The organism is Allobosea sp. TWI1241 (genome assembly GCF_039673065.1).
In the GTDB taxonomy this organism is placed as follows: domain Bacteria; phylum Pseudomonadota; class Alphaproteobacteria; order Rhizobiales; family Beijerinckiaceae; genus Allobosea.
The window spans coordinates 396,059-422,502 of sequence record NZ_JBDJKW010000002.1 but is presented as its reverse complement, the minus strand read 5'-3'; the positions used below and the strand labels follow the sequence as shown (position 1 = coordinate 422,502).

At 67.3% G+C, this 26,444-nt stretch carries 24 protein-coding genes; 11 read left to right on the top strand and 13 right to left on the bottom strand.

Annotated elements, in window-relative coordinates:
• The first annotated feature begins 14 nt into the window (after nucleotides 1-14).
• The 8 genes from ABE438_RS04990 to ABE438_RS04955 all read left to right on the top strand — a co-directional run bounded on the left by ABE438_RS04990 (nucleotide 15) and on the right by ABE438_RS04955 (nucleotide 8,203).
• Nucleotides 15-293: a hypothetical protein gene (locus ABE438_RS04990; protein ID WP_346501427.1), complete on the top strand. Its 279-nt coding sequence runs from the start codon at nucleotides 15-17 to the stop codon at nucleotides 291-293.
• 124 nt (nucleotides 294-417) lie between these two features.
• Nucleotides 418-729 (top strand): MarR family transcriptional regulator, encoded by a 312-nt coding sequence (locus ABE438_RS04985; RefSeq protein WP_346501426.1) that lies wholly within the window; start codon nucleotides 418-420, stop codon nucleotides 727-729.
• Nucleotides 730-941: 212 nt separating this feature from the next.
• On the top strand, nucleotides 942-1,340 hold the full coding sequence (locus ABE438_RS04980; RefSeq protein ID WP_346501425.1) for a hypothetical protein: 399 nt from the start codon (nucleotides 942-944) through the stop codon (nucleotides 1,338-1,340).
• A gap of 27 nt (nucleotides 1,341-1,367) precedes the next feature.
• Nucleotides 1,368-2,696: a hypothetical protein gene (locus ABE438_RS04975; protein ID WP_346501424.1), complete on the top strand. Its 1,329-nt coding sequence runs from the start codon at nucleotides 1,368-1,370 to the stop codon at nucleotides 2,694-2,696.
• Nucleotides 2,697-2,775: 79 nt separating this feature from the next.
• Complete coding sequence (locus tag ABE438_RS04970; RefSeq protein WP_346501423.1) at nucleotides 2,776-3,267, top strand: hypothetical protein; 492 nt, start codon at nucleotides 2,776-2,778, stop codon at nucleotides 3,265-3,267.
• Nucleotides 3,268-3,461: 194 nt separating this feature from the next.
• On the top strand, nucleotides 3,462-3,668 hold the full coding sequence (locus ABE438_RS04965) for a hypothetical protein (protein ID WP_346501422.1): 207 nt from the start codon (nucleotides 3,462-3,464) through the stop codon (nucleotides 3,666-3,668).
• Between the two features lie 90 nt (nucleotides 3,669-3,758).
• Entirely contained in the window at nucleotides 3,759-4,019 is a 261-nt protein-coding gene (locus tag ABE438_RS04960) for a hypothetical protein (RefSeq protein ID WP_346501421.1), read from the top strand.
• Complete coding sequence (locus tag ABE438_RS04955) at nucleotides 4,016-8,203, top strand: phage tail tip lysozyme (protein ID WP_346501420.1); 4,188 nt, start codon at nucleotides 4,016-4,018, stop codon at nucleotides 8,201-8,203. Before ABE438_RS04960 ends, ABE438_RS04955 begins: the two co-directional genes overlap by 4 nt.
• Nucleotides 8,204-8,332: 129 nt before the next feature.
• Here ABE438_RS04955 and ABE438_RS04950 read toward each other — a convergent pair whose 3' ends face one another.
• Nucleotides 8,333-9,232, bottom strand: a complete 900-nt coding sequence (locus ABE438_RS04950) for a serine protease (RefSeq protein WP_346501419.1) — start codon at nucleotides 9,230-9,232, stop codon at nucleotides 8,333-8,335.
• A gap of 448 nt (nucleotides 9,233-9,680) precedes the next feature.
• Here ABE438_RS04950 and ABE438_RS04945 point away from each other — a divergent pair, with 448 nt between their 5' ends.
• Complete coding sequence (locus tag ABE438_RS04945) at nucleotides 9,681-10,667, top strand: OmpA family protein (protein ID WP_346501418.1); 987 nt, start codon at nucleotides 9,681-9,683, stop codon at nucleotides 10,665-10,667.
• Nucleotides 10,668-10,721: 54 nt separating this feature from the next.
• Here the strand turns inward: ABE438_RS04945 and pdxR are convergent, their stop codons facing one another.
• Entirely contained in the window at nucleotides 10,722-12,215 is a 1,494-nt protein-coding gene (gene pdxR, locus ABE438_RS04940) for a MocR-like pyridoxine biosynthesis transcription factor PdxR (protein ID WP_346501417.1), read from the bottom strand.
• Between the two features lie 108 nt (nucleotides 12,216-12,323).
• On the opposite strand from pdxR, the gene ABE438_RS04935 reads away from it, so the two are divergent.
• The gene (locus ABE438_RS04935) at nucleotides 12,324-13,550 is read left to right on the top strand and encodes a benzoate/H(+) symporter BenE family transporter (RefSeq protein ID WP_346501416.1); all 1,227 of its coding nucleotides are present in this window, start codon (nucleotides 12,324-12,326) and stop codon (nucleotides 13,548-13,550) included.
• Nucleotides 13,551-13,569: 19 nt separating this feature from the next.
• On the opposite strand, the gene ABE438_RS04930 is transcribed toward ABE438_RS04935, so the two are convergent.
• The 9 genes from ABE438_RS04930 to ABE438_RS04890 all read right to left on the bottom strand — a co-directional run bounded on the left by ABE438_RS04930 (nucleotide 13,570) and on the right by ABE438_RS04890 (nucleotide 23,822).
• Complete coding sequence (locus ABE438_RS04930) at nucleotides 13,570-15,351, bottom strand: hypothetical protein (protein WP_346501415.1); 1,782 nt, start codon at nucleotides 15,349-15,351, stop codon at nucleotides 13,570-13,572.
• A gap of 3 nt (nucleotides 15,352-15,354) precedes the next feature.
• The gene (locus ABE438_RS04925; RefSeq protein ID WP_346501414.1) at nucleotides 15,355-16,149 is read right to left on the bottom strand and encodes an aspartate dehydrogenase; all 795 of its coding nucleotides are present in this window, start codon (nucleotides 16,147-16,149) and stop codon (nucleotides 15,355-15,357) included.
• A gap of 11 nt (nucleotides 16,150-16,160) precedes the next feature.
• Nucleotides 16,161-16,703: a cupin domain-containing protein gene (locus ABE438_RS04920; protein ID WP_346501413.1), complete on the bottom strand. Its 543-nt coding sequence runs from the start codon at nucleotides 16,701-16,703 to the stop codon at nucleotides 16,161-16,163.
• A 14-nt stretch (nucleotides 16,704-16,717) separates the two neighbouring features.
• The gene (locus tag ABE438_RS04915) at nucleotides 16,718-18,331 is read right to left on the bottom strand and encodes an ABC transporter ATP-binding protein (protein ID WP_346501412.1); all 1,614 of its coding nucleotides are present in this window, start codon (nucleotides 18,329-18,331) and stop codon (nucleotides 16,718-16,720) included.
• On the bottom strand, nucleotides 18,328-19,158 hold the full coding sequence (locus ABE438_RS04910) for an ABC transporter permease (RefSeq protein WP_346501411.1): 831 nt from the start codon (nucleotides 19,156-19,158) through the stop codon (nucleotides 18,328-18,330). Before ABE438_RS04910 ends, ABE438_RS04915 begins: the two co-directional genes overlap by 4 nt.
• Nucleotides 19,159-19,160: 2 nt before the next feature.
• Nucleotides 19,161-20,141 carry an ABC transporter permease gene (locus ABE438_RS04905; RefSeq protein WP_346501410.1) on the bottom strand — a complete coding sequence of 327 codons (981 nt, stop codon included), beginning with the start codon at nucleotides 20,139-20,141 and terminating at the stop codon, nucleotides 19,161-19,163.
• 123 nt (nucleotides 20,142-20,264) lie between these two features.
• Nucleotides 20,265-21,872, bottom strand: coding sequence for an ABC transporter substrate-binding protein (locus ABE438_RS04900; RefSeq protein WP_346501409.1), 1,608 nt, complete (start codon nucleotides 21,870-21,872; stop codon nucleotides 20,265-20,267).
• Between the two features lie 49 nt (nucleotides 21,873-21,921).
• Nucleotides 21,922-22,752 (bottom strand): VOC family protein, encoded by an 831-nt coding sequence (locus ABE438_RS04895; protein ID WP_346501408.1) that lies wholly within the window; start codon nucleotides 22,750-22,752, stop codon nucleotides 21,922-21,924.
• A 299-nt stretch (nucleotides 22,753-23,051) separates the two neighbouring features.
• A complete protein-coding gene (locus ABE438_RS04890; RefSeq protein ID WP_346501407.1) occupies nucleotides 23,052-23,822 on the bottom strand; it encodes a GntR family transcriptional regulator in 771 nt (256 codons plus the stop codon).
• Nucleotides 23,823-23,953: 131 nt separating this feature from the next.
• Between ABE438_RS04890 and ABE438_RS04885 the strand changes: the two genes are divergently transcribed.
• Nucleotides 23,954-24,730, top strand: a complete 777-nt coding sequence (locus tag ABE438_RS04885; RefSeq protein WP_346501406.1) for a pyrroline-5-carboxylate reductase family protein — start codon at nucleotides 23,954-23,956, stop codon at nucleotides 24,728-24,730.
• Between the two features lie 9 nt (nucleotides 24,731-24,739).
• Here ABE438_RS04885 and ABE438_RS04880 read toward each other — a convergent pair whose 3' ends face one another.
• Together ABE438_RS04880 and ABE438_RS04875 are read right to left on the bottom strand one after the other, a co-directional pair.
• Nucleotides 24,740-25,492: an SDR family oxidoreductase gene (locus tag ABE438_RS04880; protein WP_346501405.1), complete on the bottom strand. Its 753-nt coding sequence runs from the start codon at nucleotides 25,490-25,492 to the stop codon at nucleotides 24,740-24,742.
• A gap of 14 nt (nucleotides 25,493-25,506) precedes the next feature.
• Nucleotides 25,507-26,442 carry a 3-hydroxyacyl-CoA dehydrogenase NAD-binding domain-containing protein gene (locus tag ABE438_RS04875; RefSeq protein ID WP_346501404.1) on the bottom strand — a complete coding sequence of 312 codons (936 nt, stop codon included), beginning with the start codon at nucleotides 26,440-26,442 and terminating at the stop codon, nucleotides 25,507-25,509.
• Nucleotides 26,443-26,444 lie beyond the last annotated feature (2 nt).

Below are 26,444 nucleotides of genomic sequence, written 5' to 3'. Positions count from 1 at the left end.
TGAAAGCCCTCACAATGACCAAACCGACCACCACCGCGAATCTGGCTTATGTCGAAGATCTTGCCGGAGCTGCAATTGAAACACGCGACAGCTGGCGATCCTTCGCCATGTACCTATTTCGGACTTGCGCCACTCCCCAGCTGCCGGAAGTACTCGCCGAGGCCTATGAACTTCTTCAAGTCGCGTTGAACGCCGATGAAGATTTTTCGGACATGTGCGCGCATCCAGCACATCACGCCGAAGAATGTTCGCGGACTGCTGCGTCTGCGGACGCATGTGGATGCGCGGCGTAACGGCGCCTCTGCACCTATCATTTCCTTGAATCGTTAGCGCTTGATCGATTCATAATCATCATTGGACAGCAGCGGTGCGTCTTTCCCACAAATGGGTGGAACACCGCTGCCATAGGAAGACGCCTTGCCGACCCCTGCCGTTTACCGCGCTATCCAGTTTCTTGAGGCGCTGAACGACATCGATGAGGAGATGCGCATCAACGTCGCCCTGGTGCTCCTGCGGGTCGCCAGCAAGCCTAGCATCTACCAGCGCGAGCTGCCCAAGATTATCCCGCTCACGCAATCGACGACCGCGCGGATAGTCGACCGGCTGTCCGACCGGGGCGGGCTGGGGCTTATCAACTCTCGGGAAGACTTCGAAGATCGGCGGACCAATATCCTGACGCTTACGCGTCGCGGGCAAGAGGCCGTGAAGGCGCTGCTCGCGCGTTTATGAGGCCTCCGCCGATTGCGGCCCACCCTAGGTAAAAGGCGCTCCGGCTAGGAGCCACGCGGTCGATTACCACCCACCTATAGGCCGCCGATTACCACCCACTCTCAGGAAGAGAAAGCGCTCGGCAGCGAGCGGGTATCTTTTGTTCTGGCGCACATGGAGTTGTGCCTCCCTGCAACCATCCGGCTCGTCCGACCCTACGATTGATCCCAGACATGAACCATATCGAACTCGCAGGGGACACCTGCGAGAACCCCTTGGTGCGCGTTCAGCTCGCCAAGACGGGGGACTCCGCTGTCCTTTATCTCACCGACTACGCTCGCGTGCTGACCACCATCGGCACGGCGTCATGGTTCCTCGACTCGAACGGCCAGGGCAAAACCTACGTTCGTGCATGGCATCCGACGCTCCGCCGTAACGTGATGATTTCCCGCCTCGTCCTCGGCTCCGAGCAGGGGGCCGTCCGCCATAAAGACGGCGACAGCCTGAACCTGTGTCGAGAGAACCTAACCCGCCCTCTGCGCAGAGCCCCCAAGAGCGCCATAGAGACCCGCCAGTCGCCGCCAAGCACTAGCGGCATGTCTCCTACGAACTCCGTCGCAGCTGGCCTCTAGGCCGCCTCCAGACTCAAGGAAACAGCTATGGCCGCAGCCACCCGGCGTCTGCCCTTGCAGCGCCACCCTTGGTTCGATGCATGGGCGTATCCGAAGGGCTGCGCTCTTCATGATCTGGCTGCTGAGATCGCGGCTCGCCTAGATCGGGATGAGGAGGCCCGAGGCACCCGCGCGCGTCGTCGTCGAAACCATGTCGAGCATGAGCGCGAGGTGTCCATCTGCATCGTCGTCGCCAATCTCTCCCGGCTTGTTCTCGACCCCGGAGAGACCGCGCGGTTGGCCGTTGTCCTGGGCAAGACCCGGCTCATGGCGAAACGCTACCGGAGCCCCGCTTCGGGGCGCCTGCGGACGGCGCTGCTAGACCAGCTCGAACATCTCGAACTCGTCCACATCGCACGGTCAAAGCGCCGAGGTGAGGCCTCCAGCATCGCCCCGACTGCCTCTTTCGCCGCGCTTTGCCGGGGCCACCGTATCACCCTCGCTGATTTCGGCCGAGTGTGTCGGGAGGAAACCATCGTCGCGCGGCCCCGCAGAGATACTAACGCCGGCTCGCCGCCCGCGCTCCTCGACTACCCCGAGACGGGAGAGACGGAGGGGATGCGGGCGGTCGTGGTCGCGCTGAACGCCCATATCGCGCAGGCTGACATCGCTTTCCTTGGGGACCACCTTGGGCCGGTCAACGCCCATGAGCGGCATCAGCGGAGGCTCTTCAACGGCCCTCCCGACGATCCACTCCAAGGCAACGGGCGCCTCTACGGGGGCTTCTGGCAGAACCTCAAGCGGGAGCGTCGGCGCGGTCTACGGATCAACGGGGAGGAGACCGTCGTCGCAGATTACTCGTCGATGTTCGTTCGCCTCGCTTACGCCCGCCTCGGCGTCACCCCGCCCGCTGGAGACCTATACGTCGTGCCGGGTTTGGAGAAGAACAGGGAGGCGGTGAAGGTGTTGACCAGCACCTTGTTCTTCGATCAGCGGCAACGCAGCTCATGGCCGAAAGACGAGGGTCTGGTCGTGCCATCCGGTTGGCCGCTGCCGAAAGCGCGGGCTGCCATCTTCTGCCGCCATCCTGTCCTCCGCTCCTCTTTCGGACGTGGGCTTGGCCACGAGCTGATGAGGCTGGAGAGCGACATCATGCTCGCCGTCCTCGACCAGCTGCGTGAGAAGGGCGTTGTCGCTCTCAATCTTCACGATGGACTGATCGTGGCTGCGGGGGACGCCATGGCAGCTCAGACAATGATGTTGGAGATAGGTCAACAACGCACGGGCGCGCATCTCCCAGTCGTGATCAAGCACAGCTCCGGGGCAGCCTCGGTCAGCCCAGCGTCACCCTCAAGCACCCCTTCCTTCCACCCATAAGGCACTTAAGCGTTCAGCGCTTCGGTGACCGTCATCACGCCCAGCGGTAGCGCCGCATCAGCCTCATCAGGAAACCACCATGTCCACCTTACCCGCCATTTCTGCGCCGCCTGCGCTCGTCTTGAGCGAGCCTACTGTCCGAGACCTCGAACTGGCCAAAGCGCTCGGCTTCGAGCGGCCAACCAGCATTCGCGTGCTGATCAAGCGAAGCCTCCCGATGCTGGAGGCCATGGGATCATTGCATCAGATTGATGCGGTGATCGTTGCGGGCAAAGGCGCCCGCCGGGCTGTGACCGAATACCGCCTCACGAGACCGCAGGCGGCGTTCATTATCGCGAAGGCCGGCACGAAGCGGGCGGACAGCCTCGCCGTCTCCATCGCTGAGGTCTTCGCCATGGCGGCCGATGGTCGCCTTGCTCCGGTGGACAAAGCAGCGTCGGCCGAGCTGGGGGCGGTACAGGAGAGGCAAGAGAGCCGCCTCGCGGCCATCGTTGCGGAGGAGCAGGAAGCCCGTTCCGGTGCCTTTGCCTTGCTAGGCCGTGGTCGCAGCCGGAGGAAGCGGAGGCGCTGAGAGCCGTGCTGCTCGCGGCACCTATCCACCAGTGGGAAAGTCCCAATAATGGGTAGCAATTTCAGAATGTTAGTCGAATTCTCTTGCTTTGGGAACGAGTCATCTCGCCGCATTGGCGAGGCGTCCGGCCGCAGCTACTCAACGCCCCGCAGGCGGCGCCTGCCGTCCCCCTAGCTACGCCAAGGACCAATATCATGCGCTACTTCGCCTTCGACATCCCCTTCCTTGGCACCGTCGACATCGAGATGAACGGCATCACGAGGCCCCGAAAAGGACGCTTCACCGACGCCTCACGCGGCCCCGGCCGAGTCGAGCTGTGGCTTGGCTCGCGAGGGCAATTTTACATCCTGCTGGAGCGGCACCGGAAGCGCCTTTCCCTCGGCGGCACCACCACTAGCTGACACCCGTCAATCCCGACTGGGTCCAGCTCCAAACCCCATCACAGCCCCGTTCGGATACGCTCCGGGCGGGGCTTTCTCATGGAAACCTCTATGCACCATTTGAACCACGTCGACACGTCGGGGCGCGCCGTCCCCCATAGCTTCGCCGGCATTGTCGCTCGCTTCCTTGGCCGGTTCGTCGCCACTCACGGTAAGGCCGAGATGGTGGACATCGGCGACGTCAAGCTCATCGCCGTGCGTGATCTCGCGGACCACTGGGCGGTCGTCGAGACTCAGACCGGCACCTTCCTGAAATGCGGCGGGGATGGCATCGTCACCACCGACGACCTCATCTACGGGGACGTTCGATGAGCGACGCCTCCTTCAACGCCTACGGCTACCTGAAAGGCCTCGGCTATTCCGATGCTGCCGTGTCCGGTATTCTGGGCAATCTCCAGAACGAGAGCGGCGACAACCTCAACACCCGCGCGATCCACGACAACGGCACCGGCCTGGGCATCGCCGGCTGGCGCGACCCGTCACCCGGTAAGGGTCGGAAGACGAACCTGATGAACTTCGCCCGCGAGCGCGGCGAGGACGTCCACTCCCTGAAGACCCAGCTCGACTTCCTCGACCACGAGCTGAAAACGACCGAGCGCGGCGTCTACAGCCGCCTGATGAATTCCAGCACGCCCGACGAGGCGGCGCTCGCCTTCATCAGCTTCGAGCGCCCCCAAGGCTGGACCGCTGCGAACCCCGCAGGTGGCCACAACTGGGAGGGCCGGAGGCGCACGGCAGTCGACGTCTTCAACAAGTTCTCCGGCTCCAAGGCTGCCAGCCTCCCGAGCGTGAAGGCCTCCTTCGACAACGGCTCGCGCATCAACGACGGCGACATCAGGCCGAACAGCCCGGTGACCGACATGGAGCGCCGGGACGCGGCCAGCAAGGTCGACGCTCTGGGCTTCTGGGGCTCCGCCTACGAGAGCGCCAAGGACGCCAGCCCGGCGACCTGGGCCTTGCGTGGCTTGGAAGACATGAAGCCGGACCCCGACTTCAAATGGTCCAAGCGCCAAGACCTCCTGAACGAGGTGACCAAGGGCGTGCCCCAGCAGTATTGGGACGCGTTCGAGGATGCCACCTCAGAGGGCCATGCGCGCACCATCAGGAGCCGCATCGACAGCCAGATCGAGATGCAGCAGCGCATCGGCGCGTCGGGCTGGAAGGGCTTCGCAGGGGCACTGCTCGGCGAGCTACTGGAGCCTGTCGGGCTCGCCTCGTCGATCCTCGTCCCTGAGGCTGCCGGCGTTGCGAAGCTCGGCCGGATGGCACGCATTGCCGCCTCAGGCGCCACCGCAGCGGCTAGTAACGTGGCCCTTGAGCTGCCCCGGTTCGTGTCCAAGGAGACGGCCGAGAAGAGCGACCTCCTGTGGGCAGCCGGCACCGGCATGGTCCTCGGCGGCGCCTTCGGTGCCCTCCGCAGGAACCCAGCCACGGCAGCCGAGGCAGACGCGCTCCGGCGCATCGGCCGCAGCCTTCAGGAGGAGGGCGAGCACCTGAACGCCGGCACGGCGCTGGGCTCCGGCTCGGTCGGTGCGGCCCGCTTCTCCCGGCCTGACGTGCTCCACGGGGAGGTCGAGGCGTGGCGGCATGCAGACGCCCCGGAGACGGGCATCAGCGGCCCCATGCGCTTCGATAGCGTGGGCCAGCTCAAGTCCTCCGAGAGCCCCGTAGCGCGGGCCGTGGGCGGCAAGCTCGGGCTCGACGCGGTCGGTAACAAGGACAAGTCCATCGCCACCGAGTTCGCCGCCACAGAGTACCAGCGGCGCGTCCACGACGGTGCGATGAACGAGCTGGCACGGGACTGGCACCCGGCGTTCAAGTCCTACCTCAAGGACAAGGACGTGGGCTGGGCGGACAAGGCCTCGGCCGAGCGCAACTTCCGCGAGGAGATTGCGGCAGCCATCCGCAACACCGACCCGTCCCGCGATGCCGAGTTCTCGCCGCAGGCCAAGAAGATGGCAGCGACGATCCGCAAGCTGCACCAGCAGTTCGCTGATCTGGCGCAGGACCCCGGCAAGCTCTCGGGCCAGAAGCTGGACCCGCTGCCCGGTTTCGAGCGTCCGATGGACAGCACGAACTACCTCATGCGCCAGCGCTCCAACCAGCGCATCGCCGAGAAGACGAAGCTGTTCGGCGACCCAGCCATCACCAGCGCCTATGCCAAGGGCTTCCAAGCGATGCACTCCGGCATAGACTCCGCGGTCGCCCGTAAGTGGGCCGAGGGGTACGTCAAGCGCCTCCGTGAGCTGGCAGCGGACGTCGACCTGAAGGGTGACCGGGCTGTCGGCGGACGCGATGTCGACGCCCTGCGCGAGATGATGGAAGAGTTCGGGACCATGAAGCCCGACGAGATCGAGAACGTTCTCGGGTTCATCAAGGGCAAGGAAGACCCCAAGGCCGGCGCCTCGCCGCGCGGTAAGGCTCGCGCCCTCTACGACGAGACCTTCACGGACCACCTCACGGTCACCGATAAGACCGACCCTCGGTACGGCCAGACGCTGGAGTTCCGGCTGATGGACCTGTTCGAGAACGACGCCATCTCGGTCTTCGAGGGGTACTCTCGCCAGATGTCGGGCCTCCTCGGCCTGCATCAGGTCCGCGTCAAGAACCCGCTCTTCACCGACATGCACGTCCGGCCGATCAAGCGCGCCAACGTCGAGCTGATCGACAGCCCCTCGACGCCCATCATCAGGAACCAGAACGGGACCGCCGAGCTGCGCCTGCAGAACGGCAACATGGTCCTCGACAAGCTGGCCATGAAGTCGGCCGACCCGGAGCACATGCGGGACCTGCTGGAGACAGCGGTCGATTACGCCTCCGCTGCCGGCCACAAGCTCGTCTCGGGCGGCAAGGTCGACGACACCCTCGCGGCGGCGTTCAACTCGCTCAAGGGCGACTGGCGGGTCAACTCTCCGGCCAACCGGAAGAAGACCGTGAAGGGGCAGAAGATCAACGAGACGAAGGACGGCTCGCCCGTCTTCGAGGTCTCGGGTGAATGGAAGCCCCCGACCAACGAGCCCGAGTTGCTGGTCTCCGGTCTGTCGAAGTCGGCGGACTGGGAGAAGATGATGCAGCGCCTCGCTCAGACGTGGGACGATGCCTTCCAGTCCGGCAAGGTCGACGAGAAGGGCCGGAAGGCTGGGCTCGAACTCGACCGCCAGAACCTCGACTACCTGCGCCGTTCGGTCCTCGGTCTCAGCACCGAAGCCGACCAGACGCAGTGGGGACAGGCCCTGCGCCGGCTGCGCGACTACAACTTCGTCCGCGTGATGGGCAACGTCGGTTTCGCCCAGGTCAACGAGTTCTTCCACGTCGCGTCGTCGGTGGGGCTCAAGGCCTCGCTGTCCGCCATGCCGGCCTTCCGGCACATGATCCGTGACGCCCGCACTGGGCAGCTCTCAGACGAGATTGCGCGGGACATCGAGTACCTGACCAACTACGGCACCGACTGGGTGCGCGGCAGCCTGCACTCGAAGATCGAGGCCGGCGGGGGGCACATCGACGGCAAGTTCGGGGACACCCTCGGCGACCGCTATGATGCCACCATGTCCAAGCTGAAGCGGGCCACCACGGCGATGTCGCTGATGGCGCCGATCAACACCGGCCTCCAGCGCTTCGCGGCGCGCGGCGTCTACGCCAAGTTCGCCCACATGGCGGACGGTGACGCTGTGAACTGGGACCGGCTGGCCGGCATGGGCATCGACCGGGACATGGGCAATCGGATCTTCAAGATGATCCGCGAGAACCGGACCTTCATCGACGGCGACGTCGAGGGCCGGCAACTCCCCCGGATGAACATCGAGAAGTGGCCCGATAGAGAGGCCGCGTCGGCGTTCGAGATGGGTGCCACCCGATGGGCGGAATACGCCGTCCTGAAGAACGACCCCGGCGCGATGCATCGGATGGTGGGCGATACGCTGGGCAAGACCATCCTTCAGTTTCGGTCGTTCGTCATGGGGGCCTGGGCTCGGCACCTCATGCACAACATCCACATGAGGGACTGGGAGACGGCCACCAGCTTCCTGCTGACCGGACTCGGAGGCGTGCTTTCGCACATCGCGTACAGCCACTACCGCTTCGCGACGGACCCCCAGCGGGAGAAGAAGTTGGACAAGGCCCTGTCGTGGGAAGGGCTCCTCGCGGGCGGCTTCCAGCGGGCGAGCTGGTCCTCGTTCATGCCTTCGATGGTCGACACGGCGCTGGGCGCGGCGGGCGTCGAGCCCGTGTTCGGCTATCGCATGAGCGGGCAGCCTTCCAGCCTGCTCAGCAACCCAACGACCACGTTGTTCGACGACGTCCAGAAGGGCGTGGGGGCCATGGCAGGGAACGTCCTGCAGCGCGACAACCAGCTCTCGCAGCAGGACGTCCGGGGGCTCGCTAAGGCCTTCCCGTGGGGTAACTGGGTGCCCTTCATCCACCTCATGAACCTCGGCATCTCGGACCTTCCAGAGTTTGACAAGAGGCAGAGGAGGGCAGTGTCAGAGCGGGCGTTCTAGAGACCCTCAGGGGGAGACTTCGGGCAACCGGGGCCTCCCCCTGTTTTTTCGAGCAGGAGGCCCGCAAGAACCTGCCGGCTCGTCCGTTTCGTGATTCACTAGGCTATCGGTACGGCGTGCGGGCGGGCGCTAGCCTTGAAGAGACTCGGCGCGCCGAGCCGATCTTGATTGTTTTTCCCGGTACGCTTGCAGGTCTGCTACCTTAATAATCCCGCGCTCTACCCGATCGGAAGCGGGGAACGCGGTGCGCGCCCAAGGGTAGCCAGAAGCCTTGCCGGACAGTGGAATGTTCATTATGGGCCCCAGTGTAGCGCCGTAGCTCACCGCAGGTAATTCTCCATCTTCTGGCATGCTTCCTGATATAATTCCTACAACTCTACCGCGTTCATCAAATATCGGGCCACCGCTCATGCCCGAGTCGAAGCGCGCGTTCATTTGAAAGCATGGAAAAGGATACATTCCTCTATCTCTTCCATTAGGAAAGATCTTTGTCACAATCCCCGCAGTAGCTTGAGTGACATCATCGAGGTTGATGTCGTGTCCTCCATCAGGGTTGGGCTTGGTCGCAGCGCGAGACGAATGATATCCGAGTGCGGCGATTTTTGATCCGTGCCGAGGGGGTAGCAAACATACGTTCAAGCCGAAGCCGCCTCGGGGCTGTGTTGGGCCGGAATAGCCGTTCAACTTCAGGTGCATCAGCGCGATGTCGCTCTCTGTTGAAGTAGTTAAATTGTCTACATCCCAGATTGCGTATTCGGGGCCGGGAAGTATTTGGTAGAGGCGCATACTGTAGTCGATTATCGCTGGGGAGCCATCGATTAGCGAGCGCCCGCGCGGCTGACCGAATTTGTGTATGATATACTCGATGTTGTGCTTGGCTGTCGCCGCGAGGTGACCCGTGATCCAAAAGGCTGTCCCAATCGGCGTTGGGGCAAGTCCTTCGCCTTCAACAAGTAAGCGCATTACGATTTGGGAAGCCGGGGTGTCGGCTGGCTGTGCGACAAATGAGGGCTTGCGGTTCCACGACATGCAGGCGCCCGACTCGCATTAGTATGAAAATCGTATTCGGGCTTGAACGAAGGCTCAATGGTGCGTGCAAGTGTTGCGATGATGCCGCGGCGGCCAGACTTGCTTACCGCTACAAACACATCTACAAAGGAGCGGTCTGGCGAGTGAAAAAGACAAGCGATTTCAATGCCTAGAGAGCGCCTCTCCGGTTTCCCGTAGACCGCGCCACTTTTCTTCTCAACGCAATCATCCATTCCCCGGAGCCTCTGCTCGGCGCTGGCGCCAATGCGCCGTGCCGTCCTCCGGCGAAGAGCGGGTACGTTGTCGCTCGCGCGGCGGAGGGGCCAGACTATCGCGATCTGTGAAGGCCGCCCGAGCCGGACTGCGTCCGCCGTCGCATCGGTCGATGAGAGGTTGTTGCGGTTCCCTTGCCTCTATATCGTCGTTGCTGCGATATCGGAGGAATCCTATGACCACTCGTTTTCGCATCATGGCGGTTCTGGCGCCTCTGCTCGCCACTGTTCCGGCGCTGGCTAAGGACCATCCGCTGATCGGTCATCTGGAGGGATCGACGCCCGCCGGCTACGCCGTCGCCGATTTCGACGAGACCAACATCATCGTCGCGCCCATGGACCCGGCGACAGCCAACACACAGCGGGGGACGGGCTGGAAGACGGTCGAGGGGAAAATCTACCACGTCTATCACCGCCTTCCGAAAGGCCTCTCCAGCCTAGCCGCGCTGCGCAGCTACGAGAAGCGCCTCCAGAGCAGCGGCTTCACCGTCGGCTTCACCTGCAGCACGGAGGCGGGAACCTGCTTCAGCGACGGCGCGGCGAAGCAGGGGCTGTCTCTCGGCCTCGCGCTGGACGGACCGGGCGAAATGCTCCGCCTCGACACGCCCGACCTGATCCGCAATTTGTTCTACAGCGGTAACGGCCGCTACCTTCTCGCGACGATGGATCGCCCGGAATGCAAGATATACGTCAGCGCAGCCTTCTCCGATATGGAGAGCCCCGGGCGCTTCGTGCTGACCAAGGTCGTCGAGACGAAGGAACTGCAGCACACCGGCTTTACTGTGTCTGCTGCGACGGACATGCAGAGCAGGCTCTCCGCCGACGGAAAGGTCGATATCTACGGGATCACCTTCGACTTCGACAAAGCGGACATCAAGCCGGAATCCCGTCCGCAACTGCAAGAGATCGCGAAGCTGCTGTCGGGCAGCCCGGAACTGCGCCTCGCCGTCGTCGGCCACACCGACAATCAAGGCAGCGAGAGCTATAACGCCGAATTGTCCGCGCGCCGGGCCCGGGCTGTCGTCGCCGCGCTGGTGAGCGAGTTCGGCATCAAGGCGGAACGGCTTTCCCCCGTCGGCAAGGGCTTCATGGAGCCGGTCGCCGACAATGCGACCGCTGAGGGGCAGGCCAGGAACCGGCGCGTCGAGCTTGTTCGGCAATGACGCCCGTGCGGCGAGGCCGGGTGGCGGTCCCGTCCTCGACCGCCGCGACGCCCGTCAGCCCGTCGCCGCCGCGCCGTTCAGCGCCTTCGCCAGCCTGAGGACGGCCGCCTCTATCTCCTCCGGCGTGTAGGCGGCGAAGCCCATCAGGAAGCCCGGCGGGCCGGGCTCCGCATGGTGCAGCGTCGAGAGGCCGAGCAGTTCGATGCCGGCGCCGCGCGCCGCAGCCAGCGCCGCACGTTCCGTGAGGCGGCCGGTGAGCAGGCAGGGCATCTGCAGGCCACCGGTCGGCACCTGCGGCACGACGAGGTCGCCGAGATGCTGCCGCAACAGCCGCGTCAGCAGCGCCAGACGCTCGGCATAGGTCGTGCGCATGGCGCGGACATGCGCGCCGAAATGCCCGCCTTCCATGAAGCGGGCCAGCGTCAGCTGCGCGATCGAGGCGGTGTGCCCGTCCTGCAGGGTCCGCGCCGCGACCATCGGCTCGACCAGCTGCGGCGGCAGCACGAGGTAGCCGATCCGCAGGCCCGGGAAGAGCGCCTTGGTGAAGGTGCCGACATAGATCGTGCGGTCATGCGGATCGAGCCCCTGCACGCAGGCCATCGGCTTGCCGGCATAGTGGAACTCGCTGTCGTAATCGTCCTCGACGATCCAGGCCTGGTTGCGGGCCGCCCAGTCGATCAGGGCGAGGCGGCGCTCCAGCGCCAGCGTCGCGCCGGAGGGGAACTGGTGCGACGGCGTGACGAACAGCACCTTGGCCTTGCGCGGCTCGGCGAGGATGCGCTCGACCAGGATGCCGTTGCGATCGACCGGCACCGGCACGCAGTCGAGCCCGGCGGCCTCGAAGGCCTTGCGGGCACCGTAATAGGCGGGATCCTCGATGAAGATGCGGTCCCCGGGGTCGAGCAGCATGGTGGCGCACAGCGTCACCGCCTGCTGCGAGCTGGTCAGGACGAGCACCCGGTCGGCGCTGGCGCGCGCGCCGCGCTCGAGGTTGACATGGTCGGCGATGGCGCGGCGCAGCGGCTCTGCGCCCTGCGGGTCGCCATGGAGCAGGGCCTGCGTGCCGGTCTCCTTCAGCACCTGGCGTTCGAGCCGCTCCCAGAGCTGCAGCGGGAAGCCGCGCGTTTCGGGAACGCCATGGGCGAAGGGCCGCGGCGACAGCACCTCGCGCACGCCGCCGTCCCGGACCATCGCGGCGCCGCGCCGGCTCAGCGCCGGCGCCTGGCTGCGGCGCAGGGCCTCGCGCGGGCTCGGACGGCGCCCCGGACCGAAGCCGCTCATCGGCGCGACGAAGCTGCCGGCGCCGACCCTCCGCTCGATGAAGCCCTCCGCATGCAGCTGCGCATAAGCACTTTCGACCGTGTCGCGCGAGACGCCGAGCGAGGCCGCCAGCGGGCGCGAGGCCGGAAGCGGCTTGCCGGGACCGAGCGCCCCGTCGAGAATCAGCTGCCGGATCGCGCGCTGGATGCGCGCATGCAGCGGCATGGCGGCGTGGGCCGGATGCGCCAGCCACGCCTTGACGGATTCCAGCTGCGAACGCCTGAACAATTGGCCTGACCTCGACGCCTCGATTGGCGGGGAACGTCAGGCCATTGTCTCGCTAGGAGTCAAGCCCGCGCCGGCACTCTCCGCCGCGCCAGCAGCCGAGACCGAGCCATGCCGAGCAGCCAGCCCCCGTCCTCCGCCATCCGCGCCGGCGATCTCGCCCATCCGATCGTCGCAGGCCTGATCTCGGTCATCGTCAACTATGGCGGCACCTTCATACTGGTGTTCCAGGCCGCCCGCGTCGCCGGGCTGAGCCCCGAGCTCACCGCCTCCTGGGTCTGGTCGGTGTCGATCGGCGTCGGGCTCACCGGCCTGATGCTGAGCTGGCATTACCGCGAGCCGATCATCACCGCCTGGTCGACGCCGGCGGCCGCCTTCCTCGTCACCGCGCTGGCCACTACGCCCTATGCCGAGGCGATCGGCGCCTACATGATCTCGGCCGCGGCTTTCGTGCTGCTCGGCCTGTCCGGCTGCTTCGAGCGCGTCATCCGGCTGATCCCGCCCGGCATCGCCGCGGGGCTTCTGGCCGGCATCCTGCTGCAGTTCGGCATCGGGGCCTTCGGCGGGGCGAGCGTCGATCCGCTGCTGGTCGGCCTGCTGATCGTCGCCTATCTCGTGCTCAAGCGCCTCTGCCCGCGCTATGCGGTGGTCGGCATCCTGGTGCTCGGGCTGGTCTTCCTGGTGACGCAGTCGCGCGTCGACCTGTCGGGCCTCAGCCTGCAACTGGCGGCGCCGGTCTTCACCATGCCGGCCTTCTCGCTGAACGCGCTGCTCAGCGTGGCGCTGCCGCTCTTCCTGATCACGCTGACGGGGCAGTACATGCCGGGCATGCTGGTGCTGCGCAATGACGGCTTCAAGACCAGCGCGAACCCGATCGTCACCGTGACCGGGCTCGGCTCGCTGCTGATGGCGCCGTTCGGCTCGCACGCCTTCAACGTCGCGGCGATCACGGCGGCGATCGCCACGGGCCGCGAAGCGCATGAGGACCCGTCCAAGCGCTGGATCGCCGGTATCGCGGCGGGCGTGTTCTATGTGCTGGTCGGCGTGTTCGGGGTCACGCTGGCGGCGGTGTTCATGGCCTTCCCCGCCAGCTTCATCACCACGCTGGCCGGGCTCGCCCTGCTCGGCACCATCGGCGGCAGTCTCGCGGGCGCGATGGCGGACCCGTCCTCGCGCGAGGCGGCGCTGATCACCTTCCTGGCCGCTGCCGCCAACATCAAGCTGCTCGGCATCGGCGGCGCGTTCTGGGGGCTGGTGATCGGGCTGGTGGCCTATGCGGTGCTGAACGGCAGCCTGCCCAAGCGGGCCGCTGCATCGGTCGCGGCAGTGAAGCCGTAAACTGTGCGCAGCGGGCCGCTCAGCCTGCGCGGGCCTGCATCAGCCGGTCTAGCTCCGCCACCAGCCCTTCCGGCGTCGCGCAGGTGACGACGCCGAGGGCCGAAAGTTCGGCGGTGACGTCGACCGGCAGCCCGGAATTGGAGTCGTCCGGGATCTGGTTGAGCCGTCCGCCGATGCAGACCGGCAGGCTGGCGCCGGCGCGGGCGAGGGCGGCCTGCACCTCGGAGGCGAAGCGCAGCGCGATGCCGTTATAGGTGCTGATCGCGATCAGGTCGCAGCCCTGCTCCAGCGCGATCGCGACGAGGTCGTCCGGGTCGGCCGAGGTTCCGCCGTCGACCGGGACGGCGTCGAGCCTGGTCAGCAGATGCTCGATCAGGCTCTTGCCGTGCTCGTGTACGTCGCTGCTGGCGATGCAGACCTTAAGCCCCGCACGGCCGATGCGCGCGCGCACCGGCACCGGCACCCTGTCGAGCCAGCCCTCGGTCGCGTGCCGCAATTCCTCGACCCATTCGGCCTCGACCAGCGCCCGCCGCCCGCCCCAGGCCTGGCGGTCGCGCGCGCCCGCGCCATAGAGCGCTTCCAGCCGCCGCGGGCCGATCCGGCGCAGCGCCAGCATGGTCGCAGCTGCGTCGGCGGTATCGACGCCGATCTCGGCGAGCCCGACCAGCACGCGGTCGCGGAAAAGGCGCGCGCCGGTGACGAGGCGCCCCGCCATGGCGTCGACCGGGCCGAGATCGATCAGGCCGAGGCTGGCGGAGGCGTGCTCGACGAGCCGCCCGGCGAAGATCTGCGCGTCGATGATCTCGTCCGTATCGGGGATGCGCTCGTTCTCGGTCACCGGCACGGGGTTGATCGCATGCCCGCTATGGCGCCGTGTCAGCGACCAGATATCGGCCTGGAGATAGCTGGCGAGGCTGGCGAAATTGCCGGCCGGCGTCGAGCGGTAGCTGACCGTGTTGCCGAAGATCATGCTGCCGGGCGTGTCGGAGACCTGCATCAGCGCGTGATGGAAGGCGAGGCGCATCGCAGGCGCAGTGAAGTGGTGGCCGTAGCAATGCGAGGCGCGTGCGCCGATCAGCTCCTCGACGATGTACTTCTCGATCAGCACCATGCCGAGCGCCGAGCTCATGTCGGAGAACAGGCCGGCGAAGCCGTCGTCGAGATTTGAGTGGACCAGCACCTCGACAGGCTGGGCCGCGATCAGCCCGAGCGCGGTGACGGTCGCTTCCGTGGTGGCGACGTCGTCGTCCCAGTCCGGCAGGCGGAAGGTGAAGTACTGGCCGAGATTGCCGACCGTGGTGACGCCGGCGGCCAGTGCCGCGCGGGTGTTCTCGACCGCGCCGGGCAGGCCGAGCATGAAGTCGCCGAAATGCGCCGCAGCCGGCACCACCCCGGTGATCCGGGCGAAGTCCTCGGGGCCGGCGAGCACGATGCCGGTGCCGCGCGGCCGCCGGTCGCGCTCGGCCAGCGGATAGCCCATCGACCAGTCGAGCGTGATGCCGAAGCGGTCCACCGTGACGCCGCGCCCGGCGCATGTGCCGTGCACCGTGCGGATCGCGTCCAGCGTGCGCTCGACGCTGCGGAAGCCGATATGGGCGTGCTGCATGATGCGGCCCTGCGCCGCCATCTGCCGCTTGTACTGCGCTTCGCTGGCCACGTCGGCGCTGTCGAGGAAGAGGTTGCGACCGACCTGCCAGTCTCGCGCCATCGCGGCGCCCTCCGCCAGCAGGTCGACGCTGGGGCGCAAGGCGGGCGGAACCAGCTCGGCAAGCGTCGGTATGGCTGGCGGGGCGATCGACACGGCCTAGACCGCCACCGGCTCGAAATGCCGGCGGATCGCGGCGATCAGGCTGGCCGCGGTCAGCGCCGATGTCTTGGGATTGGTCGGCGAGGGCGCGTTGACGAAGGCGAGGCGGGCGGAGCCCAGCGCGCTCTCGGTCTCGATCTCGTGAGTATTGCCGGCGGCCTGCGGGTCCGAGACGATCCGCACCCGCACGCGCTCCTGGCCGGCGGCGAGCGCGATGGTCAGGCCGACATTGAGGTTCTTCGGATAAAGGCGCGCAGCCTCGCTAGCGGTGCCCTCGTAGAGCACGATCTCCTCGCGCGCGGCCCGCTCGCTCAAGCCGGCGGCTTCGAGTTCCGGGGCCCAGGCGGCCGGCGGCTTGCGCGAGGTGTAGCGCACGCTCGCCTGGTCGGTTTCGCGCAGCGCGGCGAGATAGTCGAGGCCGCCGACCGCGCCCGAGGGCACGATCAGGCGGCTGCCGCCGCTGCGCGCCGCCTCCGCCAGACGGGCCAGCAGCGCGTTGTCGGCCAGCGCGCCGGTCGAGGCGGGTAAGGCGGGAATGCCGGCGGCGAGGATGCCGGGCAGGACGGAGGCGACGGCAGCGTGGCCGGCGGCCTCGACCACCAGCTCCGGCCGCCAGGCGAGGAGAGCCTCCGGCGTGTCCAGAACGGGCACGCCGTCCGGCACGCGGGCGCGGCTCGGCGCATGCGGCCGCAGCAGGCAGGCGAAGGCGAAGCCCGGGCCGCGCAGGCGCGCCTCGATCTCGCTTGCGATCGTGCCGAAGCCGACGAGCCCGATCCGGCGCGCTCCCGCCATGGCGTCCTCCTTCAGTCCTTCGCCGGCTTCGCCTTGTCGAAGTCCGGCTTGCGCTGGTCCTTCGGCTGGGCGGCGAACACGGTCTGTCGCTCGATTTCGAGCACGTTCTCCGGGCGCGGGAAATTGGCGGGCGCCGGATCGCCGGCCTGGCGCGGCCGCCCGATCAGCCGGAAGAAGTCCTCCAGCCCGTTCGGCACGATCAGCCAGCACCAGTGCAGATCCTCGGTGCCGTCGTTGATGAACATGTGGCGGCGGCTCTTGCCGATGAAGATGGCGGTGCCGGGAACGGCCGGGATCTCCTCGCCGTCGAGTACGGCGCGCCCCTTGCCGCTGAGGAAATAGATCACCTCCTCATGGCGGTCATGGCTGTGCTCGCGGACATAGCCGCCCGGCGGCACGGTCTGCGTGCCGAAGGCGAGGGGATTGTCCATCTTGACCTTGGACGGGTCGAGCGCGACCTCGATATGGCCGTTGGCCGGCACGGGCTGCCAGTAGCTGGTCGCATTGCCGGGCTTCACGACGAAGGTTTCGCCGGGTTCGTGGGTCTCGCTCATGCTCGCAGGCTCCGTCAGTTCGCCCTTCCCGGCACGGCGGAAAGCAGCTTCTGGGTATAGGGGTGTTGCGGGGCGGCGAAGATGTCCGCCGTGACGCCCTGCTCGACGATCTCGCCGCGCTGCATGATCGCGATCCGGTCGCAGATCTGGGCGGCGACGCGCAGGTCGTGGGTGATGAAGATCATCGACAGCGAGAGCTTGTCGCGCAGTTCGACCAGCAGCTTCAGCACCTGCGCCTGCACCGAGACGTCGAGCGCCGAGACCGCTTCGTCGGCGACCAGCACCTTCGGCTCCAGCGCGAGCGCGCGGGCCAGGCCGATGCGCTGGCGCTGCCCGCCGGAGAACTCGTGCGGCAGCCGGTCGGTCGCCGCCGGGTCGAGCCCGACCAGCGCGAACAGCTCCTTGGCGCGGGCCATCGCCTTGGAGCGGTCGACGCCGCGGGCGATCAACCCCTGGGTGACGAGATCGCCGGCGGTGCGCCGCGGGTTCAGCGAGGCGTAAGGGTCCTGGAACACCATCTGGACGAGATGGCGGTGATTGCGCAGCGTCTCGCCGGCAAGGCGCCCATAGGCGACGCCGTCGAGCTCGATCTCGCCGCTGTCGGGATCGAGCAGGCGCACGATGCAGCGCGCCAGCGTCGATTTGCCCGAGCCGCTCTCGCCGACGATGCCGAGCGTCGCGCCCTTGGGCAGCGTGATGCTCGCCGACTTCACCGCATAGGTGACGCGCTGCTTGCGGCCGAACCAGCCGCCGCCGGTGCGATAGGTCTTGGAAAGCTCGGTGACGGTCGCGATCGCGCGCGTCGCCAGCTCGCGCGGCACCGGCGGCGTCAGGCTCGGCACGGCAGCGATCAGTGCTTTCGTGTAGGGATGCTGCGGCGCCTCCAGAACGGCGGCGGCAGTGCCGGTCTCGACGACCTTGCCGTGCTGCATGACCATGACGCGGTCGGCGATCTCCGCGACGACGCCGAAATCATGGGTGATGAACAGCACCGCCATGCCGGTCCGGCGCTGGATGTCGCGGATCAGCGCGAGGATCTGCGCCTGGATCGTCACGTCGAGCGCGGTGGTCGGCTCGTCGGCGATCAGCACCTTGGGCTCGAGCGCCAGCGCCATGGCGATCATCACGCGCTGGCGCTGTCCGCCCGAGAGTTCATGCGGATAGGCGCGGTAGGCCTGCGCCGGCTCGGGAATGCCGACCTCGTCGAGCAGCTTCAGCGCCCTGGCCTCGATCTCCTTCCTGGACAGGTCGGTATGGGCGCGGAACATCTCGGCGATCTGGTCGCCGGCGGTGCGCAGCGGGTTCAGCGCCGTCATCGGCTCCTGGAAGATCATGCCGATCTCCGGGCCGCGGATCGCGCGCAACTCGTCCTCGGACAGCCGGACGATGTCGCGCTCGCCGAGCATGATGCGGCCGGAGGCGACCGGCAGAGAAGCGGGCAGCAGGCCCATCAGCGCCGAGGCGGTCATCGACTTGCCCGAGCCGCTCTCGCCGACGACGCAGACGATCTCGCCGGCGTTCAGCTCGAGCGACAGGGATTCGACGGCATAGGGCCGATCGGCGCCGCGGGGCAGCGCGATCGAGAGGTCCTCGATGCGGACGAGCGGGTTCATCGCGGCGGCGCTCATCGGTTGCGGAGCCTCGGGTTGAGGGCGTCGTTGAGGCCCTGGCCGACCAGAGAGACCGAGAGGATGGTCAGCAGGATCGCGACGCCGGGAATGGCCGAGACGTACCATTCGCTGCGCAGCACCTTGCGGCCCTGGCCGATCAGGTTGCCCCAGGAGGCGATGTTCGGGTCGGAGAGGTCGAGGAAGGCCAGCGCGCTTTCCAGCAGGATCGCTGTCGCCATGACGACGCTGCCATAGACGATGATCGGGGCCAGCGCGTTGGGCAGCACCTCGCGGAAGATGATCCAGCGATTGGTCAGGCCGAGCGTGCGGCAGGCCTGGACGAATTCGCGGTTGCGAAGCGTCAGGAACTCCGCCCGCGTCAGCCGCGCCACCGCCGGCCAGGACACCACGCCGATCGCGATGGTCACCGCCGTCATGTTCGAACCGACGACGATCACCAGCACCAGCAGCAGGATGAAGTTCGGCAGGGTCTGGAAGGCTTCGGTGACGCGCATCAGCACGTCGTCGGTGAGCCCGCCATAGAAGCCGGCGACGGCGCCGACGACGATGCCGATCACGATGGCGATCACGGTCGAGACGATGCCCATCAGCAGGGTGGTGCGGGCGCCATGGGCGATCTGGGCGGCGATGTCGCGCCCCGAGGCGTCGGTGCCGAGCAGGAAGCGCCCGCCCCAGGACGGCCATTGCAGCGGCCGGCCGGCGAGACCCAGCGGATCGCGGGGATAGAGCAGGTCGGCGAAGACGGCGAGGCCGACGATCAGGACCAGCAGGACGAGACCGAGCACCGCCGCAGGGCTGTGCAGGAAATGCTTGAACGCCTTCATGGTCAGGCGCCTCCCGCGCTGATGCGAGGGTCGAGGCGGGCGTAGATCAGATCGACGACGAAGTTCACGCAGATGACCATGAGCGCGGAGACGAAGACGATGCCGAGCAGCGTGTTGAGATCGCGCTGGACGACGGATTCATAGGCGAGCCGGCCGATGCCCGGCAGGGAGAAGACGCTCTCGATCACCACCGAGCCGCCGAGCATCGTCCCGGCCTGCAGGCCGATCAGCGTCACCATCGGCAGGAGTGCGTTGCGCAGCACGTGGCGGCGGACGATCTCGCCGCGGGTCAGCCCCTTGGCGCGGGCGGTACGGACGAAATCGAGCGTCGAGACCTCGAGCATCGAGGCGCGCATGATGCGCAGATAGATCGCGAGGAAGATCAGCGAGAGCGTCACGGTCGGCTGGATCAGATGGCGCATCACGTCGAGCACCAGCCAGATGCCGCTGGCGTCGGAGCCTATCTCGTAGAGCCCGCCCGGCGGCAGCCAGGCCAGCCAGATCGAGAACACTACGATGCTCATCAGGCCGAGCCAGAAGGAGGGCGTCGCGTAGAAGAGCAGGCCGAGGAGCGAGATCAGCGTGTCGCTCCAGCCGTTGACGCGCTGAGCCGAGACGATGCCGAGCACCATGCCGGCGAAGAAGGCGAAGCTGAGTGCGGAGAGCATCAGCATCAGCGTGGCGGGCAGGCGCTCCAGGATCACCGTCGCCACCGGCTTGTTGTAGATCGCCGAGAAGCCGAGATCGAGCCGGATCAGCCGCCAGAGATAGTCGAGCAGGCGCACAGCGGCGCTGCCGTCGAGCCCGTAGAACTTGCGAAGCTCCGCCGCCTGGGCCGGATCGCCGCCGCCCATCTGCGCCATCAGCGCGTCGACCGTGTCGCCCGGCGCGAACTGCAGCAGGACGAACAGTCCCGCGAGCAGGATGAGCAGGGTCGGTATGCTGCTCATCAGCCGCCGGCCGGCGAGTTTCAGAATATGCATGCGGTCACGTTCCAGCGTCGGGCAGACCCGGAGGGCGCGGAGCGCCGTCCGGGCGTGTCGTGCGGCCTGTCGTTGCGGTAGTGGGCGGCCGATCTGCTCCGGCCGCCCGTGTCCGCCTGGCGATCAGGGCTCGATCCAGAGATCGGCCCAATGGCTCGACGGCCAGCGCGGATTGTTGTGGTGGTTCTTCAGCTTCTTGCTGGTGACGGAGATGAACTGGCGCTCCGTCGCCATCCACAGCGGCACCTCGGTGTTGAGGAGCTTGACGATCTCCGGATAGGCCGCCTTACGCTTGGCGGGATCGATCTCGAAGGCCGCGTCGTCCATCATCTTGTCGGCCTTCGGGTCGACCCAGCCCCACTGGTTGGTGAAGGCGGTGCCCTTCGGGCTGCCCGAGCGGTACCAGACCATGGTGCTGATCGCCGGGTCGGCACGGTAGATGTGCCAGCCGGTCGAGAGATCGTAGTCCCAGTCGCGATAGACCGCCGCGAGATAGCTCGCCGCATCGGGGCGCTGCACCTCGACCTTGATGCCGACCTGCTGCAGCGACTGCTGGATGAAGGTCGACCAGAGCGGGATGTCCTCGCCGAAGGGCGGGCTCAGCATCTTGAGCGAGAAGCGGATGCCGCCGGCGCCGCGCTTGAAGCCGGCCTCGTCGAGCAGGGCATTGGCCTTCTTGACGTCGAACGGATAGTCCGGCGCGCCAGGCTTGTAGAAATTGGTCGAGACCGACGGGATCGGCCCGTGGGCGCGCTTGCCGTTTCCGTACAGGAAGTTCTCGATGAAGAAGTCGGTGTCGACCGCGTGAATGATCGCGCGGCGGACCCGCACGTCCGAGAGTTCCTTGCGGCGCAGGTTGAACTCGATCGTGTTCTGGAAGGGCTGGCGCTCATTGCCGCGCGACGAGACCTCGAAGCGCGGATCCTTGGCGAGCCGGTCGATATCGGCCAGCGGCAGCGAGGAATAGTTGCTCATATGGACCTGGCCGGCCTCGATGGCGGCGGCCGCCGCGGCCTTGTCGGTGATGAAGCGCCAGACGATCTTGTCGAGATAGGGGAAGCCCTTGCGCCAGTAGTCGGGATTGCGCTCGGCGATCACGTACTGGCCGCGCTCGTATTGCGCGAACTTGAACGGGCCGGTGCCGATCGGGGCGACGTTGGCCGGGTTGTCGAGGATGTTGGTGCCCTCGTAGACATGCTTCGGCGCGATGTAGCCGAGGTCCGGCGCCGCGCCCATGAACAGGTCCATCGGCATCGGGCGGCCATAGCGGAAGATCGCTGTGTGGGCGTCCGGCGTGTCGACCGCCTCCAGCGCCGAATGCAGCGCGGTGCCGTAGTTCAGGTGCTTCTTCCACAGCTCCATCGCGGTGTACTGCACGTCGGCCGAGGTGAAGGGCTTGCCGTCATGCCACTTCACGCCCTCGCGCAGCTTGATGGTGATGGTCTTGCCGTCCGGCGAGCCTTCCCAGGAGGTCGCGAGCATCGGGACGAGCTCGCCCTTCTCGTCGAGATCCACCAGCGGTTCCATGATCTTGGACGCGATCACGTAGACGCCGGTCGAAGCCCGCAGTGCGGGATTCAGGATGCGCTGCTCCTGCGGCATGTGCACGGTGATCGTGCCGCCGCGGCGCGGCTCCTGCTGGGCGAGGGCCGCACCCGGCAGCGCCGTCGCCAGAGCCATCGCACCGGCGCTGGCCAGCAGCTGTCGCCTCGTCATCTTCGTTGTCGTCATGGTCCCCTCCAGGATCGTGGTTTGCTTGTGAATTTCCCCGGCCGTCGCGTCAGCCACCGGCCTCCCAGCCGAGCAGCGCGCCGTCGACGCGCGCCCAGCGCAGGCCGCCCGGCGCCGCCCGCTCGGCGAAGCCTTCGGCCGATGTCGCGTCGTCCACCGCCATCACCACGCCACAGCGCGGCATGGCGTCGTCCGCGGTCAGGCCCCAGCGAGCGCCGAAGGTCTCGGCGTCGAGGAAGAGCAGATCGGCCCCGCGCGGCGCCATGGCGACGGCGTGGATGCCGCCGGAGGCCTGGGCGGGCAGGGCGAGCAGCCGGCCGCAGAGCGCGGCCTCGGCCGCCGGATCGGCGGTGACGATCTCGATGCGCTTCAGCGCCCGGGCGCCGTTGTGATGCCTGACGAGGCTCGGCAGCCAGACCGTGTCGCGGGTCAGGTGCTCGCAGGCGAAGACGCGCGCGCCGCCGGGGGCGGGCGTCAGCGGCCATTGGAAGATGCGGAAGCCCGCCTCGCCGGTGCGCCCGTCGTCGAGATCGACCGGGCGGCGGAACTCGAAGGGGCCGCTGCTCTCGGCGAAGCCGTCGCGCAGCAGCGCTGCGAGGCCGGCGGCCGCGTCGTCCGTCCGCATCGCCAGCCGCTCCAGCCCGGCGCCGTCGTCGAGGAAGGCGCGCGTCGGTGCGTTGAAGGGCGTCGGCGTCAGCACGCCGAGCAGCTCGATATAATCGTCCTCGAGCATGATCGTGTGGTTGGCCGTGCCGAGATAGTCGCTGTGGAGGCCGCGCGGCGACACCGTGAATCCCAGGCTCCGCCAGCGTTCGGCCGACGCAGCGAGGTCGCTGACGGCGATGACGATGTGGTCGAGCCCAAGAATGTGATCGCGCATCAGGCAGGCTTCCATGCGGGGCGGGATTTCCCGACGGATGGAACCGTGTCATAAGTGCATGCAGTTGTACAGGCACTTTCGGAGGCGAGTTGCGCGGGCCTTGCACAAATCTTGGCTGCGGCCGTGAAGAGGGTCGTGGATGCCCGCTGACCCACCGCGAGGCGCGGTCGCCTCCGAGTGGACATAGGCGTTCTATATCAATTCATTACAGGGGTAGACTCATGCACGATATGAGCATGATTCGCGCGGTCCCTGGCCCCGTGCTCGCCCCCCGCCAGCCCTCGAACAAGCGCTGTTTTCTAGGCGCGCTGGGCTCTCGCGCGCCGGCGGCGCGGCGCATCTGTGTCCGGCAGGAACACCTTCAGCAGCGCCTCCTTCAGCGCCGTGCGCGCCTCGGCGAATGTCAAAAGGATGTGGCGGCGCAGGATGTCGGTGCCGCCCTCGACGTCGCGGCGGGTGATCGCCTCCAGGATGCGGGTGTGGTCGTCGACCAGGCTCCAGTGCTGCGGCGCGTTCTCGATCTGCGCGCGGCGGACGAAGCGGATGCGGGCGTTGATGCCGATCAGTTGGCGGACGATCTCGGGATTGTTGGCGAGCTCGGCCAGCTTGACGTGGAAGGCTTCGTCGAGCTCGAGGATCTCGTCAGCGTCGCGCTTCTCGTAGCGGACATGCGCGTCCTCCCAAAAGCGCTGGAGGCGGGCGATGCCGGTCTCGTCGGCGCGCTCGCAGGCCAGCACGAAGGCGCCGGTCTCGATGATGGCGCGCACTTCGAACAGGTCGAGCAGGTCGTCGATGTCGAGGCCGCGGAAGCGGAAGCCGCGATTGGGGGTGAAGACGAGGAAGCCTTCCGAGGCGAGCCGGTTCAGCGCCTCCCGCACCGGCGTGCGCGACAGGTCGAGCATCTGCGCCAGGTGCACCTCGTTGATTCGCTCGGCGGGGCGCATCTTGAATTCGACCAGCTGCTGGCGGATCGCCTTGTAGGCGCGCTCGGCGCTGTCGGCGGCGCGGCGCGGGGCTGCGCCGGCCTTGGCGGGCGTCTCGGCTGTCGTGGCCTTCACGGTCTTCGGCATCCGTTCTCTCCGCTCGACCATCGCCCGGAGCGGGTTTCCTGTCGAGGCCGCAAGCTTGAAAGCGGCCTGAAGCCAAAAATCAACCACGGATCGCGATTGTCGCGAGCAGTGTACGCACTCACGGATGCATCATGACACGGATCGGCTTCATCGGCGTCGGCCATCTCGCGGAGGAATTGATCGCCGGATGGCTGCGCAGCGGCGTCCCGGCGGAGCGGATGATCCTCTCGCCGCGCGGCCATGGCCGCGATCTGGCCGAACGTCACGGCATCACGCTGGCAGCCGACAATGACGCAGTCGTCGCAGGTGCCGACATCGTCGTGCTGGCGACGCGCCCGACCGACGCGGTCGCCGCCGTCGCCGGGCTGGGCTGGCGCGCGGGGCAGCTCCTCGTCTCCGCCTGTGCCGGCGTGCCGCTCGACGCGCTGCGGAGTGCCGTCGCACCGGCCGCGCCGGTGCGGATCATGCCGCTGACGGCCGCCTCCATCGGCGCGAGCCCGACCACGGTCTACCCCGACCTGCCGGCGCTCAGGCCGTTGCTGGTGCGGCTCGGCCCGGTGATCCCGCTCGCCGGCGAGGCGCAGTTCGAGGTCGCGACGGTGAGCGCCGCGATTTATGGCTGGGCACAGATGCTGATCGGCCTCGGCCGCGACTGGTCGGTAGCGCAGGGGCTGTCGGAGCAGGCGGCGCGGCAACTGGCGGCGACGACCTTCGTCGCGGCGGGGCGGATGGTGGCGGAACGGCCCGAGCCGGTCGAGGAGCTGCTCGCGAGCCTGGTCACGCCCGGCGGCATCACCGAGCGCGGCCTTTCTGTGCTGTCCGAGGACGGCGTGCCGCAGGGCTGGGAGCGTGCCTGCGACGCCGTGCTGGCCAAGCTGACCGCCGGGAGCGGGCGCGCTCCCGGCTGAGGCATCGACTCAGGCCTCCGGCGCCTTGAAGACATGGCCGCCGACCGCCTGGTCGGTCGGCGAGATCTCGATCTCGGTGACGTCGACATGCTGCGGCAGCATCAGCACGGCTGCGATCGCCTCGGCGATATCGGCCGGCTGCAGCGCGCGCACCGAGCCGTACATGGTCTGGTTCAGCCGGTCGCGGTCGCCGCCGAAGGCGCGCAGATAGATCTCGGTCTCGACGCGGCCCGGCGCCAGGTCGGTGACCCGGACATTGCTGCCGGCGAGGTCGTAGCGCAGCGAGCGGCAGGCATGGGCGAGGCCGGCCTTGGCGCCGCCATAGGCCGAGGTGCCCGCCAGCACGCCGCGGGCCGCCGTCGTGGTGATGTTGACGACATGACCGCGCTTGCGGGCGACCATGCCGCCGAGCAGCGCCCGCATCAGCAGCATCGGCGCGGTCAGGTTGACCGCGATCGTCTCGGCGATCTCCTCGGCGCTCTGCTCGTAGAGCGGCTTCACGGTCGCGACCATGCCGGCATTGTTGACCAGCACGTCGATCTCGGCGCCACCGAGCCCGGCGACGACGGCCTCGGCGTCGCGGACATCGGCGACCACAGGCACGACGCCGAGCGTGTCGACCACCTCGGCCAGAGCCTCGCGGCTGCGGGCGACGCCGTAGACGGTGAGGCCGAGCCCGGTCAGCCGGCGGCAGATCGCGGCGCCGATGCCGCGAGAGGCGCCGGTGACCAGGGCGGTGCGATAGGCGAGAAGGTTCGTCATCGATCGGGCTCCCGTCAGAGGGCGGCACGCTGCGTCATCACGCGCAGCAATTCGACCAGGCCGGCATCGCGCGCATCGCGCAACTCGCTGTCTGTGCGCGGGCCGATCGCGGTGCGGACCTCGCCGGAGACCCGGTCGATCGTCGGCGCGTCGAGCGTCGCGTCGCCGAGATCGTCCCAGATGTCCTGATAGGTCTTGCCGTATTTGGTCAGGAAGGACTCGATTCCCTCTGCGTTGAGATGGTTCGAGATGAAGGAGCCCTGAAGGGTCCATTTCGGCCCCGGACCGTAGCAGAACGCGCGGTCGACATCCTCGGCGCTGGCGACTCCGCTCTCGACCAGGAAGATCGCCTCGCGCCACATCGCGCCCATCAGGCGCAGGGCGAGATGGCCGGTGACCTCCTTGCGCAGCACCGCCGGCTTCTTGCCGAGCGCCTCGTAGAAGGCGCGCGTGCGCTCGACCACCTCTGGTGCCGTGTCGCGCCCGCCGACGATCTCGACCAGCGGCATCAGGTGCACGGGGTTGAAGGGGTGGGCGAGCACGATGCGCTCCGGCCTGGCGCATTTCGCCTGCATCTCGGAGACCAGCAGCGCCGAGGAGGAGGAGGCGATCACCACCGCCTCGCCGACATGGCGCTCGATCGCGGCCAGCAGCTCCTGCTTCAGCTCCAGCCGCTCGGGCCCTGATTCCTGTACGAATCCGACGCCCGCCATCGCCTCGCCGAGATCGCTCGAAAAGCGGATGGCGCCGCGCGCCGCCGTCGCCGGCGCCAGTTTCTCGAGATCGGCCGACAGGTCGGGCAGGATCGCCTGGAACGCCTCCCAGCGCGCCGGGTCCGGATCGTAGCAGGACACCGCATAGCCGTGATGCGCGAAGGTCGCCGCCCAGCGCTGGCCGATCGTACCGAGGCCGACGACGCCGATCGGTCCGCTCACACCATTCCTGTCCATGG